The organism is Pontimicrobium sp. SW4, assembly GCF_039954625.1.
In the GTDB taxonomy this organism is placed as follows: Bacteria; Bacteroidota; Bacteroidia; order Flavobacteriales; family Flavobacteriaceae; genus Pontimicrobium.
On record NZ_CP157199.1, the window covers coordinates 84,929 to 102,669 of the forward strand.

General features: G+C 33.6%; 18 protein-coding genes. 9 read left to right on the forward strand and 9 right to left on the reverse strand.

What is annotated here, in order from left to right; all coding sequences use genetic code 11:
• The first annotated feature begins 71 nt into the window (after positions 1–71).
• The 4 genes from ABGB03_RS00445 to ABGB03_RS00460 all read left to right on the forward strand — a co-directional run bounded on the left by ABGB03_RS00445 (position 72) and on the right by ABGB03_RS00460 (position 2,922).
• Entirely contained in the window at positions 72–1,205 is a 1,134-nt protein-coding gene (locus tag ABGB03_RS00445; protein WP_347923887.1) for an Mrp/NBP35 family ATP-binding protein, read from the forward strand.
• A gap of 5 nt (positions 1,206–1,210) precedes the next feature.
• A complete protein-coding gene (locus ABGB03_RS00450; RefSeq protein WP_347926355.1) occupies positions 1,211–1,453 on the forward strand; it encodes a NifU family protein in 243 nt (80 codons plus the stop codon).
• Positions 1,454–1,519: 66 nt separating this feature from the next.
• On the forward strand, positions 1,520–2,584 hold the full coding sequence (locus tag ABGB03_RS00455) for an NAD(P)/FAD-dependent oxidoreductase (protein ID WP_347923889.1): 1,065 nt from the start codon (positions 1,520–1,522) through the stop codon (positions 2,582–2,584).
• Positions 2,584–2,922: a 2Fe-2S iron-sulfur cluster-binding protein gene (locus tag ABGB03_RS00460; protein ID WP_347923891.1), complete on the forward strand. Its 339-nt coding sequence runs from the start codon at positions 2,584–2,586 to the stop codon at positions 2,920–2,922. Before ABGB03_RS00455 ends, ABGB03_RS00460 begins: the two co-directional genes overlap by 1 nt.
• Position 2,923: 1 nt before the next feature.
• Here the strand turns inward: ABGB03_RS00460 and ABGB03_RS00465 are convergent, their stop codons facing one another.
• The 4 genes from ABGB03_RS00465 to ABGB03_RS00480 all read right to left on the reverse strand — a co-directional run bounded on the left by ABGB03_RS00465 (position 2,924) and on the right by ABGB03_RS00480 (position 6,993).
• Entirely contained in the window at positions 2,924–3,820 is an 897-nt protein-coding gene (locus ABGB03_RS00465; RefSeq protein WP_347923893.1) for a serine/threonine protein phosphatase, read from the reverse strand.
• A 57-nt stretch (positions 3,821–3,877) separates the two neighbouring features.
• Complete coding sequence (locus tag ABGB03_RS00470; RefSeq protein ID WP_347923895.1) at positions 3,878–4,561, reverse strand: hypothetical protein; 684 nt, start codon at positions 4,559–4,561, stop codon at positions 3,878–3,880.
• A gap of 6 nt (positions 4,562–4,567) precedes the next feature.
• Complete coding sequence (locus tag ABGB03_RS00475) at positions 4,568–5,746, reverse strand: acyl-CoA dehydrogenase family protein (RefSeq protein ID WP_347923897.1); 1,179 nt, start codon at positions 5,744–5,746, stop codon at positions 4,568–4,570.
• Between the two features lie 161 nt (positions 5,747–5,907).
• A complete protein-coding gene (locus tag ABGB03_RS00480) occupies positions 5,908–6,993 on the reverse strand; it encodes an SRPBCC family protein (protein WP_347923899.1) in 1,086 nt (361 codons plus the stop codon).
• A 78-nt stretch (positions 6,994–7,071) separates the two neighbouring features.
• On the opposite strand from ABGB03_RS00480, the gene ABGB03_RS00485 reads away from it, so the two are divergent.
• Together ABGB03_RS00485 and ABGB03_RS00490 are read left to right on the forward strand one after the other, a co-directional pair.
• Positions 7,072–8,379 carry an amino acid permease gene (locus ABGB03_RS00485; RefSeq protein WP_347923901.1) on the forward strand — a complete coding sequence of 436 codons (1,308 nt, stop codon included), beginning with the start codon at positions 7,072–7,074 and terminating at the stop codon, positions 8,377–8,379.
• On the forward strand, positions 8,380–9,258 hold the full coding sequence (locus tag ABGB03_RS00490) for an arginine deiminase family protein (RefSeq protein WP_347923903.1): 879 nt from the start codon (positions 8,380–8,382) through the stop codon (positions 9,256–9,258).
• Here the strand turns inward: ABGB03_RS00490 and ABGB03_RS00495 are convergent, their stop codons facing one another.
• Positions 9,259–9,975 carry a methyltransferase gene (locus ABGB03_RS00495; RefSeq protein ID WP_347923905.1) on the reverse strand — a complete coding sequence of 239 codons (717 nt, stop codon included), beginning with the start codon at positions 9,973–9,975 and terminating at the stop codon, positions 9,259–9,261.
• 159 nt (positions 9,976–10,134) lie between these two features.
• Between ABGB03_RS00495 and ABGB03_RS00500 the strand changes: the two genes are divergently transcribed.
• Positions 10,135–10,599, forward strand: coding sequence for a DUF2383 domain-containing protein (locus ABGB03_RS00500; protein ID WP_347923907.1), 465 nt, complete (start codon positions 10,135–10,137; stop codon positions 10,597–10,599).
• On the opposite strand, the gene rimM is transcribed toward ABGB03_RS00500, so the two are convergent.
• Positions 10,588–11,112, reverse strand: coding sequence for a ribosome maturation factor RimM (gene rimM / locus ABGB03_RS00505; RefSeq protein WP_347923909.1), 525 nt, complete (start codon positions 11,110–11,112; stop codon positions 10,588–10,590). The two genes, ABGB03_RS00500 and rimM, sit on opposite strands and share 12 nt — an antisense overlap.
• Before the next feature lie 60 nt (positions 11,113–11,172).
• On the reverse strand, positions 11,173–11,685 hold the full coding sequence (locus tag ABGB03_RS00510) for a 30S ribosomal protein S16 (RefSeq protein WP_347923911.1): 513 nt from the start codon (positions 11,683–11,685) through the stop codon (positions 11,173–11,175).
• Positions 11,686–11,816: 131 nt separating this feature from the next.
• Between ABGB03_RS00510 and ABGB03_RS00515 the strand changes: the two genes are divergently transcribed.
• Positions 11,817–12,308: a DUF6252 family protein gene (locus ABGB03_RS00515; RefSeq protein ID WP_347923913.1), complete on the forward strand. Its 492-nt coding sequence runs from the start codon at positions 11,817–11,819 to the stop codon at positions 12,306–12,308.
• Positions 12,309–12,461: 153 nt separating this feature from the next.
• A complete protein-coding gene (gene dnaE / locus ABGB03_RS00520; RefSeq protein ID WP_347923915.1) occupies positions 12,462–16,841 on the forward strand; it encodes a DNA polymerase III subunit alpha in 4,380 nt (1,459 codons plus the stop codon).
• Here dnaE and ABGB03_RS00525 read toward each other — a convergent pair.
• Positions 16,838–17,164 carry a metalloregulator ArsR/SmtB family transcription factor gene (locus ABGB03_RS00525; protein ID WP_347923917.1) on the reverse strand — a complete coding sequence of 109 codons (327 nt, stop codon included), beginning with the start codon at positions 17,162–17,164 and terminating at the stop codon, positions 16,838–16,840. The two genes, dnaE and ABGB03_RS00525, sit on opposite strands and share 4 nt — an antisense overlap.
• Positions 17,154–17,585 carry an SRPBCC domain-containing protein gene (locus ABGB03_RS00530; protein ID WP_347923919.1) on the reverse strand — a complete coding sequence of 144 codons (432 nt, stop codon included), beginning with the start codon at positions 17,583–17,585 and terminating at the stop codon, positions 17,154–17,156. The genes ABGB03_RS00525 and ABGB03_RS00530 overlap by 11 nt, the downstream gene beginning before the upstream one ends.
• Positions 17,586–17,741 lie beyond the last annotated feature (156 nt).

The following is a 17,741-nucleotide window of genomic DNA, read 5'->3' on the forward strand; positions in this document are numbered from 1 at the left end:
AATATAAGTACTTCTCATTTTAAACATTTCGCAGTATATTTGTGTCTTAGAATAAATCTAAATAAGATAAAGTGAAGTTAAATAAGCAAGATATATTTAAGGCTTTAGAGTCTATTACTGTTCCTGGTGAAGGACAAAATATGGTTGAAAGCGGTGCGGTTAAAAATATAGTGACTTTTGCAGATGAAGTTATTGTTGACATCACTATAAAAAATCCAAGCTTACAAGCAAAAAAACGTACAGAAGTGGATATCATGAAAACGATTCACGATTTGGTGTACGAAAAAGCAAAAGTAAAAGTGAATATAAAAGTGGAAGCTCCTCCAGCGTCTGTAAATCAGATTAAAGGGAATTCAATACCGGGAATTAAAAACATTGTTGCTGTTGCTTCTGGAAAAGGAGGTGTTGGAAAATCTACTGTAACTTCAAATATGGCAGTTACATTATCAAAAATGGGGTTTAAAGTTGGTATTCTGGATGCAGATATTTATGGACCTTCTATTCCTATAATGTTTGATGTAGCTGAGGCTAGACCTTTAGCAGTTAATATTGATGGAAAATCTAAAATGAAGCCTGTCGAGAATTATGGCGTAAAGATTTTATCTATCGGATTTTTTACTCAACCTAATCAAGCAGTTATATGGAGGGGTCCAATGGCAGCAAAAGCTTTAAATCAAATGATTTTTGATGCAGCTTGGGGAGAATTAGACTTTTTACTTATCGATTTACCTCCTGGAACTGGCGATATACATTTAAGTATTATGCAATCACTTCCAATTACTGGGGCTGTAGTTGTGAGCACACCACAAAATGTGGCTTTAGCTGATGCCAAAAAAGGAGTTGCTATGTTTCAGCAAGAAAATATTAACGTTCCTGTATTAGGAATGGTAGAGAACATGGCGTATTTCACACCACAAGAATTGCCAGAAAATAAATATTATATTTTTGGGAAAGAAGGAGCTAAAAATTTAGCTGAAGATTTAAAAGTTCCATTCTTAGGTGAAATTCCTTTGGTGCAAAGTGTAAGAGAAGCAGGAGATGTAGGGCGACCAGCAGCATTACAAATAGCAACACCTATTGAGGAAGCTTTTGAAAGTTTAACAAGGAATGTAGTTCAGGAAGTAGTAAATAGAAATACAGATTTACCTCCGACTGAAGCTATACAAATAACCACAATGGCTGGATGTTCAGCTGTAAATAAATAGTTATGATGACGTCAGAAGAACTTAGGTTAAATATAGAAAAAGCACTAGATGAAATCCGTCCATTTTTACAAAGTGATGGAGGCGATATTTCGCTGTTATCTATTGAAGATGATAAATTTGTAAAAGTGCAGCTTGAAGGCGCTTGTACAAGCTGTAGCGTTAATCAAATGACACTTAAATCTGGCGTTGAAATGACTATCAAGAAATACGCACCGCAAATTGAAAGCGTAATTAATATAGAAATCTAAGGTGACTTTTATCACATTTTTTTATTTCCAAAATAATTATTTTTGCGACTTTAAATTACACTCTTAATGATTTCTACAGACATACTTATTATTGGAGCTGGACCTACAGGATTATTTACCGTTTTTGAAGCAGGATTACTAAAATTAAAATGCCATTTAATAGATGCTTTGCCACAACCTGGAGGACAATGCTCTGAAATATATCCGAAAAAACCGATCTATGATATCCCAGCATATCCCGAAATTCTTGCTGGAGACTTAACAGAAAAGCTGATAGAACAATGCAAACAGTTTGAACCTGGATTTACCTTAGGTGAGCGTGCTGAAACTATAGAAAAGCAAGACGATGGTACATTTGTTGTAACTACAAATAAAGGGACTAAACATCACGCTCCTATCGTGGCTATTGCTGGAGGCTTAGGTAGTTTTGAACCACGAAAACCTTTAATACCGAATATTACAGACTTTGAAGATAAAGGAGTTGAGTACATAATTAAAGACCCAGAAATCTATAGAAATAAGAGTGTCGTTATCGCAGGTGGAGGAGATTCAGCCTTAGATTGGAGTATCTTTTTGAGTGATGTTGCATCTAGTATTACACTAATTCATAGAAGAAATGAATTTAGAGGTCATTTAGATTCTGTTGAAAAAGTTCAAGAATTAAAAAATCAAGGAAGAATAAACCTTGTAACTCCAGCTGAGGTTATTGACATTGTTGGTGATGATACTCATGTAAGTGGTGTCACAGTCAAGCAATCTGGTGAAGAGGACAAAGAATTTAATATTGAGTGTGACTATTTTATACCTCTTTTTGGTTTGTCTCCAAAACTTGGCCCCATTGCAAATTGGGGACTGGAAATTGAAAAAAATGCTATTAAGGTTAATAATGCTTTAGATTACCAGACTAATATTCCTGGGGTTTTTGCTATTGGAGATGTAAATACGTATCCTGGGAAATTGAAATTAATTTTGTGTGGTTTCCATGAGGCTACACTAATGTGTCAAGCTGCTTATCAAATAATTAATCCTGGCAAGAAATATGTATTAAAATATACGACTGTAAGCGGTATTGATGGATTTGATGGCACAAGAAAAGAAGCACCAAAAGCTGTTGTTAAAAAAATTAATTAGTGGGAAATAGTCAAGATATAAAAGTTACAATTATAGATAGAGAAGGTGTTTCTCATAATATTGATGCACCTACAGACATGGCAATGAATTTAATGGAGGTAGTTCGTGCTTATGAGCTTGCACCAGAAGGTACTATAGGTGTTTGCGGTGGTATGGCAATGTGTGCTTCTTGCCAATGCTATGTGTTAAGTGATACAGAATTACCTGAAAAGCAAGATGATGAAGATGCTATGCTTTCTGAAGCATTTTATGTAAAAGATAATTCTCGCTTAGGTTGTCAAATTCAAATGACACCAGAAATGAACGGTTTAAAAGTAGAACTGGCTCCTGAGAGTTAAATCACTCCGTTTTATAATCAATTAGTTTTTGAGGCCCTTCCAAAAGTACTCTTACAATCTTAAGAGTGCCACTATCTGTTGTGGAAATTTGCCATTTAATTAGTGAGATTTCACCATTTTCAATTTCAATACCAGTAATGCTTCTTGGATGTACACAGCTACCATCATTAAAAAAAGCAATATCACCTGGTTCTGGAAAACGAGGTCTATGTGTATGACCTACGATGGTTATTAAGTTATTATTCTCGGCAATCCATTTTTTTGTTCTACGTTCAACCTTAATAAGTTCTTTGTAATTTTTTGCTGGACTTGTAGGGTCTGCAATTCCCATAACATTTAGTGGTTTCCACAAAACACGAACTAAAAATCGACTCCATCTCCAAAACGTATAATTCCACCAATCTGCTTGATGACCGTGCGTTAAAAATAACTCTTGATTAGTTTCTGAATGCTTTAAAATAATTCCTTCATGATATTGGATATTGCAAAATAGCTCAACATCTTCCCCTATTTTTTCATCAAAATAGGTAGATAAATGCTTCTCAACATATTTTGGGTCACGATACACCATATCATGATTTCCCCAAATCATGTGCAAACGTTCTTGCTCATGAAATTGTTTCATAAGCATATACACGTTTTTATGTGCTTCTAAGATGGGCTCGAAAGATATATTTTCCCATAATTCATCACCATCACCTAGTTCACAATATTGAAAGCCTTCTGCATAATAATGCTTTAAGGCATGGAAATAAATATTCCGATTATTAGCAAAATCATCGGCAAAACTATTATCGCCTCTATGGCAATCACTAAATAAAATGAATTTACTAGAGTCGTTAAAATTTAGAATTTTAGCATTTTTATAAGCTCTATCTAATCGTTTCTTTGATGACATGATGTAAATATCAATAAAAAAAGCGAGTTTTAAAACTCACTTTTCTGATAGTATGTATTATTGCTTTTTATTTATAAGCTTACTTCCGTGGATTGGACAGAAATTCCACTTACCATTTAAAGCTTCATTGTCATCAGGACATTGTTTGTCCTCTAATAAACAACTTAAAGGTAATTTAACCTTTTTTTCAAAGTCACCTAATGAAAATTTCAATTCATCGGTAGAATAAGGATTAATAGGTAACAACGATTTGTTTTTTGGGTTTTCAAATAGCATCACCTGCATGTTTTCTCCCATTGGCCCAATCATATTCTCCATCATGGGTTTAATCATTCCAACAAAATTAACCATATCTGGTGTAATGTTATCTTCTTCAATCATTGAAAGGTTCTCACCATTAATACTAACCTCGGTTAAGGATCTAATATTTTCTTTTTTGTCATAAGTAATTCCACCAAACACACCCATTTTACCCTTTATTGTTATTACAATAACAAATTCTTTAAGCATATCGGTAATAGCATCAAGCTCAGCTGCAGAAGCCATTGGGTCTTGAGCAAAAATCACATTCCAATATTCAGTTGGAATCCACCAAATAACCTCTAAGTCATTAGCTGAATCTCCACTATATTGAGTTTCGTTAATGAAGGCGTCAATATTTACTTCTTCAAATGACTTATTTTGTGAAAACCCTAAAAAAGGTAATATTATTAAAACTAACTGTATAATTTTTTTAAACATAGTATTTTATTTAAAAGCATTCAAGCCAGTAATATCTAAACCTGTAATTAGCAAATGAATATCATGAGTACCTTCATATGTAATAACGCTTTCTAAATTCATAGAGTGGCGCATAATTGAATATTCTCCTGTAATCCCCATACCTCCTAGCATTTGTCTAGCTTCTCTAGCAATATTAATTGCCATATCTACATTATTGCGTTTTGCCATAGAAATTTGTGCTGAAGTCGCTTTACCTTCATTACGCAATACACCAAGGCGCCATGTTAATAATTGCGCTTTGGTAATTTCAGTAATCATTTCTGCTAATTTCTTTTGTTGCAATTGAAATTGACCAATAGGCTTTCCAAACTGTATACGTTCTTTACTATATCTAAGTGCTGTGTCGTAACAATCCATTGCAGCACCAATAGCTCCCCAAGCAATTCCATAACGTGCAGAATCTAAGCATCCAAGAGGTGCTCCCAATCCAGATTTATTAGGCAATAAATTTTCTTTAGGCACTTTTACATTATCAAAAATAAGTTCTCCAGTAGCGCTTGCGCGTAAAGACCATTTGTTATGTGTTTCAGGTGTAGAAAACCCTTCCATACCACGTTCAACAATCAATCCGTGGATTCTGCCTTCTTCATTCTTAGCCCAAACGACTGCAACTTGTGCAAAAGGAGCATTTGAAATCCACATTTTAGCACCATTTAATAGGTAATGATCACCTTTATCTTTGAAGTTAGTGACCATTCCAGAAGGATTACTACCATGGTCAGGTTCGGTTAAACCAAAACAACCAATCCATTCTCCTGAAGCTAATTTTGGCAGGTATTTTTGACGTTGTTCTTCGTTCCCATATTTCCAAATAGGATACATTACTAATGATGATTGAACAGAGGCAGTGCTTCTTACGCCAGAATCACCACGTTCAATTTCTTGCATAATTAATCCATACGATATTTGGTCTAGTCCAGCGCCTCCATATTCCATTGGAATGTATGGTCCAAAAGCACCAATTTCTGCTAATCCATTTATAATTTGAGAAGGGAATTCAGCCTTTTGTGCATATTCCTCTATAATTGGAGATACGTCACGTTTTACCCATTCTCTGGCAGCATCGCGCACTAACTTATGTTCTTCTGATAAAAGCTCATCTAAATTGTAGTAATCTGGAGCTTCAAATAAATCTGGTTTCATCTGATAGATAATATTGTTTTAGAGGTCAGATGTAATTCGCATAAATGCTCATTTCACTAGTTCCTCATTTCATTAATAATCAACCTTTATTTTTATTAGGCATAATAATATGCCAAATTTAACTAAAGCAAAGCGAATCATTAAGAATTTTTAGAAGAATTTTAAGCGTTTAGAAATCTAGCAAGCAAACTATGAAAATGATGCACACCTTGTTCTCTTGTAGGTGAAAATCGTCCAGCTTTATAAAATGATGAACGCACACCCTTTTGTACATGTTCAACAACAAATTCATCTTCACGTTCTACTTTTTCAAGACTACTTCCTGCGCCTTTGTCAAGTTTAGATGGATTGTATACATAAGAGATAAAAGACACCTTTGTACGATTTATATCAAGGGGTTTTACAATGTTTACTGATAGTCCCCAAGGGTAAAAATTAAACATCATATTTGGAAATACCCAATAATAATAAGCTGCTACATTTTTGCCATAATCTATATGGTCTTTAGGTAAATCAAAAACTTCAGTAGCTTCATCTGTATAGCCTATTTGTAAATTGCAATATTCATAAACTTCTGTTTTGTAACTTCCATAATCTAGCACAGCATTTAAATCTTCGTGTACAAAAGGGACATGAAACCCTTCTAAATAATTATCGCAATATAATGCCCAATGTGCATGCACTAAAAAGTCTTTTGAAAGGGAATTATCCAGACTGAATTCATCAAGAGGTAAAAACCCAATACGTTCATTCATTTTATCAATCACTTTTTGAAAATCAAATAAAGGATTTAAGCCAGCAAATAACAATGGTCCAAATTTTCTTAAAGGAAATTGATGTAAATTATCACATGGTCTTGGAAAGTCTTCTGCATCATTAAATTCTGGCATATGTTCAAATTCACCTTTAAGGTTGAAGCGTCTACCATGATACATGCACGTTAGTTTTTTTGATTTTCCAGAATGTAATGCCACCACATTTCCTCGATGCGTACAAACATTTGTCAAACAACTTATATGTTCATCTTTGTCACGAGTTAACAACATTGGTTCGGTTAAAAACGAATCTAACAACACAAATGGATATACAGATTGAGGTTGTCTCACTAAGTTTTCATCACCAATAAATTGCCACGACTTAAGAAATATTTGTTCCTTTGAAATCTCAAAAGTAGCTGTGTCCTTGTAAAACAAGGCAGGAAGCGTTTCAGCCTTTTTGATATCTGGATTGATATGATATTTCTTCATCAAAATAATATAATTGTATATTCGTATTGCGCTCCTAATTTACACAATTAAACGTTACCTCTTTTTTAAACTCAATAAATGGAATCTAAACCACAAAAAATAGGATTAGTTACATCCACTTCATATGTTGTAGGAGGCATGATTGGAGCAGGAATTTTTCTGCTGCCTGCCACACTTGCATCATACGGAAGTATAAGCTTTTTAGGCTGGATTTTTACTGCGGTAGGAGCATTAATTTTGGCAAAAATATTTGGAAATTTTAGTAAAATAATTGTAAATAAAAGTGGTGGGCCATATACTTATTCTAAAGCTGGATTTGGAGATTTTATAGGTTTTTTGGTGGCTTGGGGTTATTGGATTTCAATTTGGGTAAGCAATGCAGCATTAGCAATTACTATAGTTGGTGCATTGAGCTTCTTTTTTCCTATTCTTGATAGTGACCCAATAATTAGGGTGTTGACAGGATTGTCCTTTATTTGGTTATTTATATGGATTAATACTAGAGGGATTAAAGAGTCTGGAAAAGTACAGGTTATAACTACTGTATTAAAATTGCTGCCATTAGCGTTTGTGATTATAGTAGGATTATTTCTATTTGATATTAATAATTTCCCTTCGTTTAATTTAACAACCGAAAGCAATTTTGCAATATTCCCAGTAGTTGCGGCTGCTACATTGTATGCCTTTTTAGGACTTGAATCAGCTTCAATACCAGCAGCAAATATTAAAAACCCAGAAAAAACAATTCCTAAAGCAACGCTTTTAGGGACAATAATTGTTGCTTTGGTTTATATTTTGAGCACATTTGTGCTTTTTGGAGTTTTACCAATGGATGTATTGGCTAAATCTCCATCACCTTTTGCAGATGCGGCAGTATTAATTGGTGGTGATTTTGGTGGATATTTTGTAGCAGGTGGAATTGCAATATCTGCAATAGGTTGTTTAAATGGATGGATTTTATTTACAGGTCAAATACCAATGGCAGCCTCACAGGATAAGCTATTTCCTAAAGTATTTGGTAAGCAAAATAAAAATGGTGCACCAGCAATGGGATTAATTATAGGAGGACTATTAACTTCATCTATTATGCTAATGAATTTGTCTGATGGATTGGTCGATCAGTTTAATTTCATAGCAGGAATTGTAGTGTTTTCTAACTTAATACCCTACTTGTTTGTTGCTGCAGCATATATACTAGTTCTTATTGAAAGAAAAATTCACATAAGTAGTTGGATGAGAACAATATCACTTGGGATGCTTGGAATTGCTTATTCACTATGGGCAATTTATGGTTCTGGTAACGATACTGTTTTTTATGGATTTTTATTATTATTGTGTGGAGTTCCAATGTATGTTATTATGAAATGGAACCGAAGAAATGAATAAATGAAAACAACTCATCATTCTGAATATTTAAAATTGGAATCAGTTTTTATTAAACCTGTAAAGAATGCTTTCATATCTGATATTCATATAAGTGAACAATGGCGGGAACTTAATTACCTATCTCGTCCATACTTTGACAATGCGCTGGAAGAATACAATAGGTTTGAAAATTATTTTATAGATAATAATATAGAGATAGAACATTTCCCATTTAATCAAAATGTACAGATTGACTCTCTATATTGCAGAGATGCTTCTATCGCTACAGATTATGGTATGATTATTTGCAATATGGGAAAAGGTGGACGGATTAATGAGCCTCAATCACATTTAGATATTTATAAACAAAACAATATCCCCATACTAGGAATTATTGAAGCTCCAGGGACTTTAGAGGGAGGTGATGTGGCGTGGTTGGATAAAAAAACTTTGGCTGTTGGACATACTTACAGAACAAATCCAGAAGGAATAAAGCAATTGAAATCGCTGTTAGAACCAAAAGCAATTGAAGTGATAGTTGCTGAATTACCTCATTATAAAGGGAAAAGCGATGTATTTCATTTAATGAGTATTTTAAGTCCAGTAGATAAAGATTTAGCAGTGGTGTATTCACCTTTAATGCCAATTAAATTTAGAAATGAATTATTAGACAGAGGCTTTCAATTGATTGAAGTTCCTGATGAAGAATTTGAATCTATGGGTTGTAATGTGCTAGCGATTGCACCAAGACAATGTTTAATGGTTGATGGGAATCCAAAAACTAAGCTATTATTAGAGCAAGCTGGATGTAATGTGACTATCTATAAAGGGAAAGATATTAGTGTTAAAGGAGGTGGTGGACCAACTTGTTTAACGCGACCAATGTTGAGGTCTTATTAATTACATTTTTAGATAGAAATCTTTTGTTAGATTGATATAGTCTTCAGTATACTGATGACGTTCAGTTTCTATGATTAACTCATCTATTTGACTTTTATTTTCAGTAAATGAAAACTCCATAAGACTTCGTTTTATGTCTGATGAAGGATTGCCTTTAACTCTTGTTGTTCTATTGAGAAACAACCCTGAATTACTTGCTAAATCAATAAATTCACTTTCTTCTTTAAAAGGAATTATTACTGAGAACACTCCAGTTTCTGAAAGTAATTTCGATACACTTTCTAAAAGATGTTTAAAAGGCATAGCGACTTCAAAACGAGCAGTATCGCGTTGTGCATTTTCACTTTTATAATCATCAGAATAAAAAGGAGGGTTAGATACAATCAAATCATATTTGTCATCTATTTCTTCTGTAAATTCTTCTAACGATGCATGATAACAAAACAATCTATCATTCCAAGGAGAGTTTTCGAAATTCTCTGTACATTGTTCGTAAGCATCATCGTCAATTTCAATTGCATCAATAAGTTCAGCATAACATCTTTGAGCCAACATTAGCGCTATAACACCTGTTCCAGAGCCAATATCTAAAACAGAAAAAGGGTTTTGGCTTACTGATGCCCAAGCACCAAGTAATGGACCATCAGTGCCTATTTTCATGGCACATCTATCTTGATTAACACTAAATTTTTTAAAAAGAAAAGGCTTAAAAGACATATTAAGTTTTTGAGGCTAAATGTATTAATAATTTCGACTTCAACTTTATTGAAAGGACAATTATTTAAATGTTGAAAACTTATTATTAAATCATGTGAAAGTTTATAATTTAAGCCTTCTTTTTGAGTTATATTTATATAAATGTTTAGAAGTAGGAATATGAAAATAAAGCATTCAGAAAAAGTTATAACTAAGGCAAATAATTTATTAATGATGAACTATGAGGCTGAAAAAATTTATTTAGATGCCCATGATATTGTTGATGATGATAATTTAAAATCTTTTTTTAGGGAGCTCGCTTTCGAAAGAAATGAATTTGTTAGAACATTACGAAGTGAAACTATTAACCTAGGAGAGAAGCCTAAAAATTTTGAAGGGCTAAACAAATTAAGTAGAGCTTATTATATTTTTTGGAGAAATTTAAGGCCTTTGCTTAAGGAAAATAATACTCCAGAATTGATTGACCAAATATGTAGTATGAAAGAATGGGGTATTGATAATTACAATGACTTACTACAGGAGTTTAATTTATCTTTATCTTTATGTAGACTGTTGGTAGAGCAGCGAGATTTACTTCATTATAAAATGAATAGCCTAAAGGTAAGGGAAACCTTAGAAGTATAAATCTATTAATCCCTCTGGAGTTTCAACTAAAATAGTTTTTGTTTCTCTATTTACTTCTACGATAAACTCGTCATTCATTGGAATTAAAATCTCAATACCATCGCGATCTACTTCAAAAAGAGCTTGTGCTGTGGAATCATTTATAGCCTTAACAGTTCCAACTTCACCAAAGTTTTTATCAGTAATTTTAAATCCAATCACTTCGTGAAAGTAAAATTTATTTCCTTCTAATTTTGGTAAGAATTCTAACGGTAAATACAATTCACTTTTTAATAAGGCTTCAGCATCCGCTTCAGTATCGACTTCTTCAAATTTAATGCGTAATAATTCAGATTTATGAAGTTGCGAACTTTCAATAAAAAAAGGAATTAAGTTATTTCTTACTTGAACAAACATAGCATCCAAATGCTCATATAGTTCAGGTTGATCTGTATCTAGTTTAGCTAAAAGTTCTCCTTTAAAGCTGTATTTTTTAACAATCTTACCTAAATAAAAACAATCTTCTTTCTTCATATAATTAAATAAAAAACCCAGACACAAAGGTCTGGGTTTAAAAGTATAAAAAATAATTTTTTATTCTTCTTCGTTTGTAGCTTGTACTTCTTCAGCTGGAGCCTCTTCTGTTGCTTCTTCCACAACTGGAGCTGCCGCTGCAATTCGAGCTTCGTTTGCTGCTTTTTCAGCTTCAAAAGCTTTTGCTTTAGCTTCAGCGTCTACTTTAGCTAGGCCATCTTTTTTAGCTTCAACTTTAGCTGCCTTTTCATCTAACCAAGCTTGAAATTTCTTTTCAGCTTCTTCTTCTGTTAAAGCACCTTTACGTACACCACCTGCTAAATGATTTTTTAGCATTGCGCCTTTATAAGATAAAATTGCTCTTGCAGTGTCAGTAGGTTGTGCTCCATTTTGAAGCCATTTTACAGCACTATCAACATTTAAATCTATAATTGCTGGGTTTACATTTGGATTGTAACTTCCTATTTTTTCTAAGAATTTACCATCTCTTTTTGATCTTGCATCTGCTGCAACAATCCAGTAAAAAGGTTTTCCTTTTTTACCGTGTCTTTGTAGTCTTAATTTAACTGACATAAAAAATTAATTTGTGAGGTTCTCGACCTCGATTATTAATGAGAGCGCAAAGATACTATATTTTTCTAATTCACAATTATTTAGTTTACTTTTTTATTATACTTTTGATGGCTTATAATCGTTACTTAGTTATGAAAAAGTTAAATGCAGTCCTTATCGTTATTCTTACAATGTTAAGTTGTAGTGATGAAATTAGATTTAATTCACCTGCTATGCAAGCAAATAAGAATAATGAGTTGTGGCGTTCAGATTTTTTTGCAGCAGATATTGATAATGGAGGTTTTGTTATTGAGGGTAGAGACTCTGGAGAAACAGTTCAACTAATAACTACAAGCGATACTAGAGGAATATTTAGTCTTGGGTTAGATAGTGATAACGTTGCAATTTTTAAAGATTTTGATGGAACAGTTTATTCCACCAAGAATGCCCCAGACCCAAGTTTAGGGACATACCCAACAAGTGGTGAAATTATTGTTGAAGACATAGATAATGACGACCCAAAAAATTTATATGGGACGTTTTGGTTTTATGCTTATACAGCAGATGGATTAAAAGTAATTAACTTTAACAAAGGTGTATTCTACAAAGTGCCTTTAGCTGGTGGTTTGTTACAAATCAACTAGAATATAAAAACTTAAAAATAAATTAATAAAAGTATTTAATCCATAATTACTTTTTTGTTCAAAACTGTTTATAACTTCACTTTAAAAAAGCATTAATTCTACGTAATTTTATCATCTTACTTTTTCCTCTAAAAGGAAATAAAAAAGGAATTTATGTACTTAATTTTCGATACAGAAACAACAGGGTTACCAAAACGTTGGAATGCTCCAATTACCGATACTGATAATTGGCCAAGAGCTGTCCAAATTGCATGGCAACTGCATGATGCAATGGGAAACTGTATTGAACATCAAGATTATTTAATACAACCCAACGGATTTAATATTCCTTATGATGCCGAAAAAATACATGGTATTTCTACCGAATTGGCACAGGAGCAAGGGTTGCCATTAGCTGAGGTTTTAGAAAAATTCAACGAAGCACTTAATAAATCGAAATTTGTTGTCGGACAAAATGTTGGTTTTGATTTAAATATCATGGGTTGTGAGTTTTTTCGAGAAGATACTGCAACTAAATTGTTGGAACTTCCTGTCTTAGATACGTGTACGGAACATACTGCCGAATTATGTAAACTCCCAGGAGGTCGTGGTGGGAAATTTAAATTACCAACACTTACAGAGTTGCACGAATATTTATTTGGAGAAGCTTTTAACGAAGCGCATAATGCAACTGCCGATGTTGAGGCAACCACACGTTGTTTTTTAGAATTAATTAGAAGAAAACAGTACACTAAAGAACAACTGGATGTTCAGCCAGATTATTTTGAAAATTTTTCCATAGCTAATCCTAAGGAAATTCAACTTATTGGATTAAAGCATATCAATCTCCAGAAAGCATCTGCTAAAATTCATGAACAATTACAGGAGACACAAGAGATTGAAAACATTGAAAGCTCTGTTGATGTTTCAGAATTAGAAAATGCCAACTTTGTGCATCTTCATAATCACTCGCAGTTTTCGGTATTACAGTCCACTATTAGTATTAAAGATTTGGTTGCTTCTACAGCTAAACATAACATGAATGCTGTAGCATTAACAGATCATGCTAACATGATGGGAGCATTTCATTTTGTAAAAGAAGTGAAAAACCATAATAGAATTATCAAGGAGCAAAACGAAGAAGCTCTTGAAAAAGGAGAAGCTCCAGTTGGTGAAGAAATAAAACCAATTATTGGTTGTGAATTTTTTGTCTGTGAAGACCATTTAAACAAGTCACACAAAGATTATGGTTACCAAATTGTGCTGTTAGCCAAAAATAAAAACGGCTATCAAAATTTGGTGAAAATGGCATCCATTGCCTACACAGATGGCTTTTATTATGTGCCAAGAATTGACAAAAAAGTAGTAGAACAATACAAAGATGACATTATAGTTCTTTCAGGAAATCTCTATGGAGAAGTGTCGAGTAAGATTCTTAATGTTGGTGAAAAGCAAGCTGAGGAAGCCTTGGTTTGGTGGAAAGACCAGTTTAAAGATGATTTCTATCTTGAGATTATGCAACACAATCAAGAGGATGAAAGACGTGTTAATCAAGTATTAAAAGAGTTCGCAAATAAGCATGATGTAAAGTTGGTCGCAACAAATAACAATTATTATTGTGAGCAAGATGATGCTAATGCACATGACATTTTATTGTGTGTAAAAGATGGTGAAAAGCAAGGGACTCCAATAGGAAGAGGTCGAGGCTATCGTTATGGCTTACCAAATCAAGAATACTTTTTTAAGTCTTCTGAAGAAATGAAAGCGTTGTTTAAAGATACTCCTGAAGCTATTGTCAATATTCAAGAAGTCGTGGACAAAGTGGAAGCTTTTGAACTAGCTAGAGATGTATTACTGCCAGAATTTGGTATTCCTGATGAATTTAAGGATGAGCAAGATTTAGAAGATGGAGGCAAACGAGGAGAGAATGCTTATTTAAGACATATTACTTACGAGGGTGCTAAAAAACGTTACGGAGAAATCACAAAAGAAATAGAAGAACGACTAGATTTTGAGCTCGCAACTATTGAAAATACAGGGTATCCAGGATATTTCTTAATTGTTGAAGACTTTATTCGAGAAGCGAGAAATATGGATGTATCTGTTGGTCCAGGACGTGGTTCAGCAGCAGGCTCTGTAGTGGCTTATTGTTTATGGATTACCAATATTGACCCTTTAAAGTACGATTTACTTTTTGAGCGTTTCTTAAATCCAGATCGTGTAAGTATGCCTGATATTGATATCGATTTTGATGATGAAGGTCGTGGACGTGTTATGGATTATGTCATAGATAAATATGGAGCTAATCAAGTAGCGCAAATTATTACTTATGGAACTATGGCTGCAAAGTCCTCCATTCGTGATACAGCTAGAGTATTGGATTTACCATTATTTGATGCTGATAGAATAGCGAAACTCATTCCTACCATGTCTAAACTTGGGAAGATTTTTGGTGCAGACGAAAAGAAACTTAAAGGGATGTTTCGTGCTGAAGATTTAGAAAAAGTTAATCAGCTATTAAATATAGCAGATGGTGAGGATCTTGAGGCCGAAACGGTAAATCTTGCAAGAATTTTAGAAGGCTCTGTAAGAAATACAGGAATTCACGCTTGTGGCGTTATTATAACACCAAGTGATATTACAAACTATGTTCCAGTGGCAACAGCCAAAGATTCGGATTTGTATGTCACACAATTTGACAACTCGGTTGTGGAAGATGCTGGATTGTTGAAGATGGATTTCCTTGGTTTAAAGACCTTAACCCTTATAAAGGATACCGTAAAAATTGTAAAAGCCAAACATAATGTAGATTTAGATCCTGACAATTTCCCAATTGATGATGAAAAGACGTATGAGTTGTTCCAAAGAGGAGAAACCGTAGGGATTTTCCAATACGAATCTCCAGGGATGCAAAAACACATGAAGGATTTAAAACCTACCGTTTTTGATGACCTTATTGCAATGAACGCCTTGTATCGTCCTGGGCCGATGGAATACATTCCAAGTTTTATTGCACGTAAACACGGCGATGAAGAGATAGAATATGACCTTCCGGAAATGGAGGAATACCTTAAGGAAACCTATGGTATTACAGTCTATCAGGAGCAGGTAATGTTATTGTCGCAGAAGTTGGCAGATTTCACCAAAGGTGAAGCAGATGTATTGCGTAAAGCCATGGGGAAAAAGCAGAAAGCGGTTCTTGATAAAATGAAACCTAAGTTTATAGAGCAAGCTGCTGCAAAAGGAATGGACAAGGAGAAACTCGAAAAAATCTGGAAAGATTGGGAAGCTTTTGCAAGTTATGCCTTCAACAAATCGCACTCAACATGTTATGCTTGGATAGCCTATCAAACTGCTTATTTGAAAGCGCATTATCCAGCCGAATATATGGCTGCTGTGTTATCAAATAACATGAACGATATCAAGCAAGTGACTTTTTTCATGGAAGAATGCAAGCGCATGAAATTAAACGTGCTTGGTCCAGATGTGAACGAATCCTATTATAAGTTCTCAGTAAACCAAGATAATGCAGTTCGTTTTGGTATGGGAGCGATTAAAGGTGTTGGTCATGGAGCTGTAAAAACCATTGTAGAAAACCGGAAAAAAGATGGGCCATATAAATCCATTTTTGATTTAGCAAAACGCATTGATTTGCGTGCAGCTAATAAAAAAGCATTTGAAAATCTTGCTAATGCTGGTGGTTTTGATTGCTTTAAAGAAACACATCGTGCACAATATTTTATTGATGAAGGAGATGGTATAACATTTCTAGAAAAAACAATTAAATACGCAAATAAATATCAAGAAAACGAAAATTCAGCTCAAGTAAGTTTGTTTGGAGAATCTAGTGATGTTCAAATTCCGGAACCTGAAGTGCCTCCTTGTGAAGAATGGGGAACTATGGAAAAACTGGCACGTGAAAAAGAAGTAGTTGGTATTTATATTTCTGGACATCCATTAGACGATTTCAAAATTGAAATGACCACATTCTGTAATGCTGAAGTGTCTTTATTTAAAGACCTTGAAAATTATGTAAATAGAGAGTTGACTTTTGGTGGCGTAGTGACAGATGTGCAACATCGTGTAAGTAAGCAAGGAAAAGGCTGGGCGTTATTTACTATCGAAGATTATGTGGAATCTTATGAGTTTAGAATTTTTGGAGAAGAATATTTAAAATTCAGACACTTTTTAATGGTTAGTAATTTTGTGTATGTGAGAGCTTATATTAAAGAAGGATGGGTAAATAGAGACACAGGAAAGAAAGGTGAACCAAGAATTCAATATAATAGTTTCCAATTATTGCATGATGTAATGGATAGTTATGCAAAGAAACTATCTATTCAATTTGATATTAAAGACATTCAAGAAGATCGTATAAAAAGCATTAAAGACTTGTTAAGAATGCACGAAGGGAATCATCATTTAAATTTTGTGATTTACGATAATAAAGAGCAAATTAAATTACAAATGCCTAGTAGAAAACAAAAAGTAAAAATATCGCAAGAATTACTTGAGGAATTAGAGAGTCAACAAGTGTTTTATAAGTTGAATTAAGAATCTTTACTATCCAAAAAATCACTTAACTTACCTAACTTGTCATCCCAAAATTGCTCATAAAATTTAATCCATTTATTTACTTCTTCTAACGGCTTTGCATTGGCATTACAAAAACGTTCGCGACCTAGTGCATTAATATGTACTAAGCCTGCATCTTCCAAAGTTTTAATGTGTTTCGTTACACCTTGTCTTGTAATTTCAAACTGGTTAGAAATTTGAGTAATTGACAATGCTGAAGTAGCAATCACTAAGGCGTGAAAAATATCACGCCTTGTTGGGTCTGCGATTGCTTTAAATAGTTTTGTAATATTATCTTGCATCAACTTTTTCTTTTAAAAATTCTGTTAATTCATTGATGCAATTATCCCAGCCTCCACTAAAACTTTCAAATATTGCTATTGCTGTATCTCCTTGATAGTTTGAAATACCTGAATGTTCAAGATATAGTTTCGTGCCATTTTTGGTGGATTCAAGCTCCCATTTTACAGTAGTCTCTGTTTTAGTGTCACCAACTATCCACGTATAAATTAATATGTAAGGATTTGCATTTTTCACTTCTCCGCTAATCACCGTACAGCCTTTTTCGTTTGGTGGAGAAGTAAAGGTGTATTTGTAGCCTTCTTCAGCTTTAAAATCTGCTGGTATAAACCACGTTGAAATTTCTTCAGCTTTACTTATGGCATTCCATACAGCATCAATAGAATGATTTAATAGTACTTCCTTTTTAATAATGTCTTTCATAATTATTCGTTTTATTTATACGCAACTAATTGGTTGCTAAATTAAAACATATATATTTAATACGCAACTATTTAGTTGCGTATAATTTTTTTGTTATTTTAATTATTATAGTGTCAATCAATTTCCAAATAAACAAAACAAATAGTGTAGTTGTAA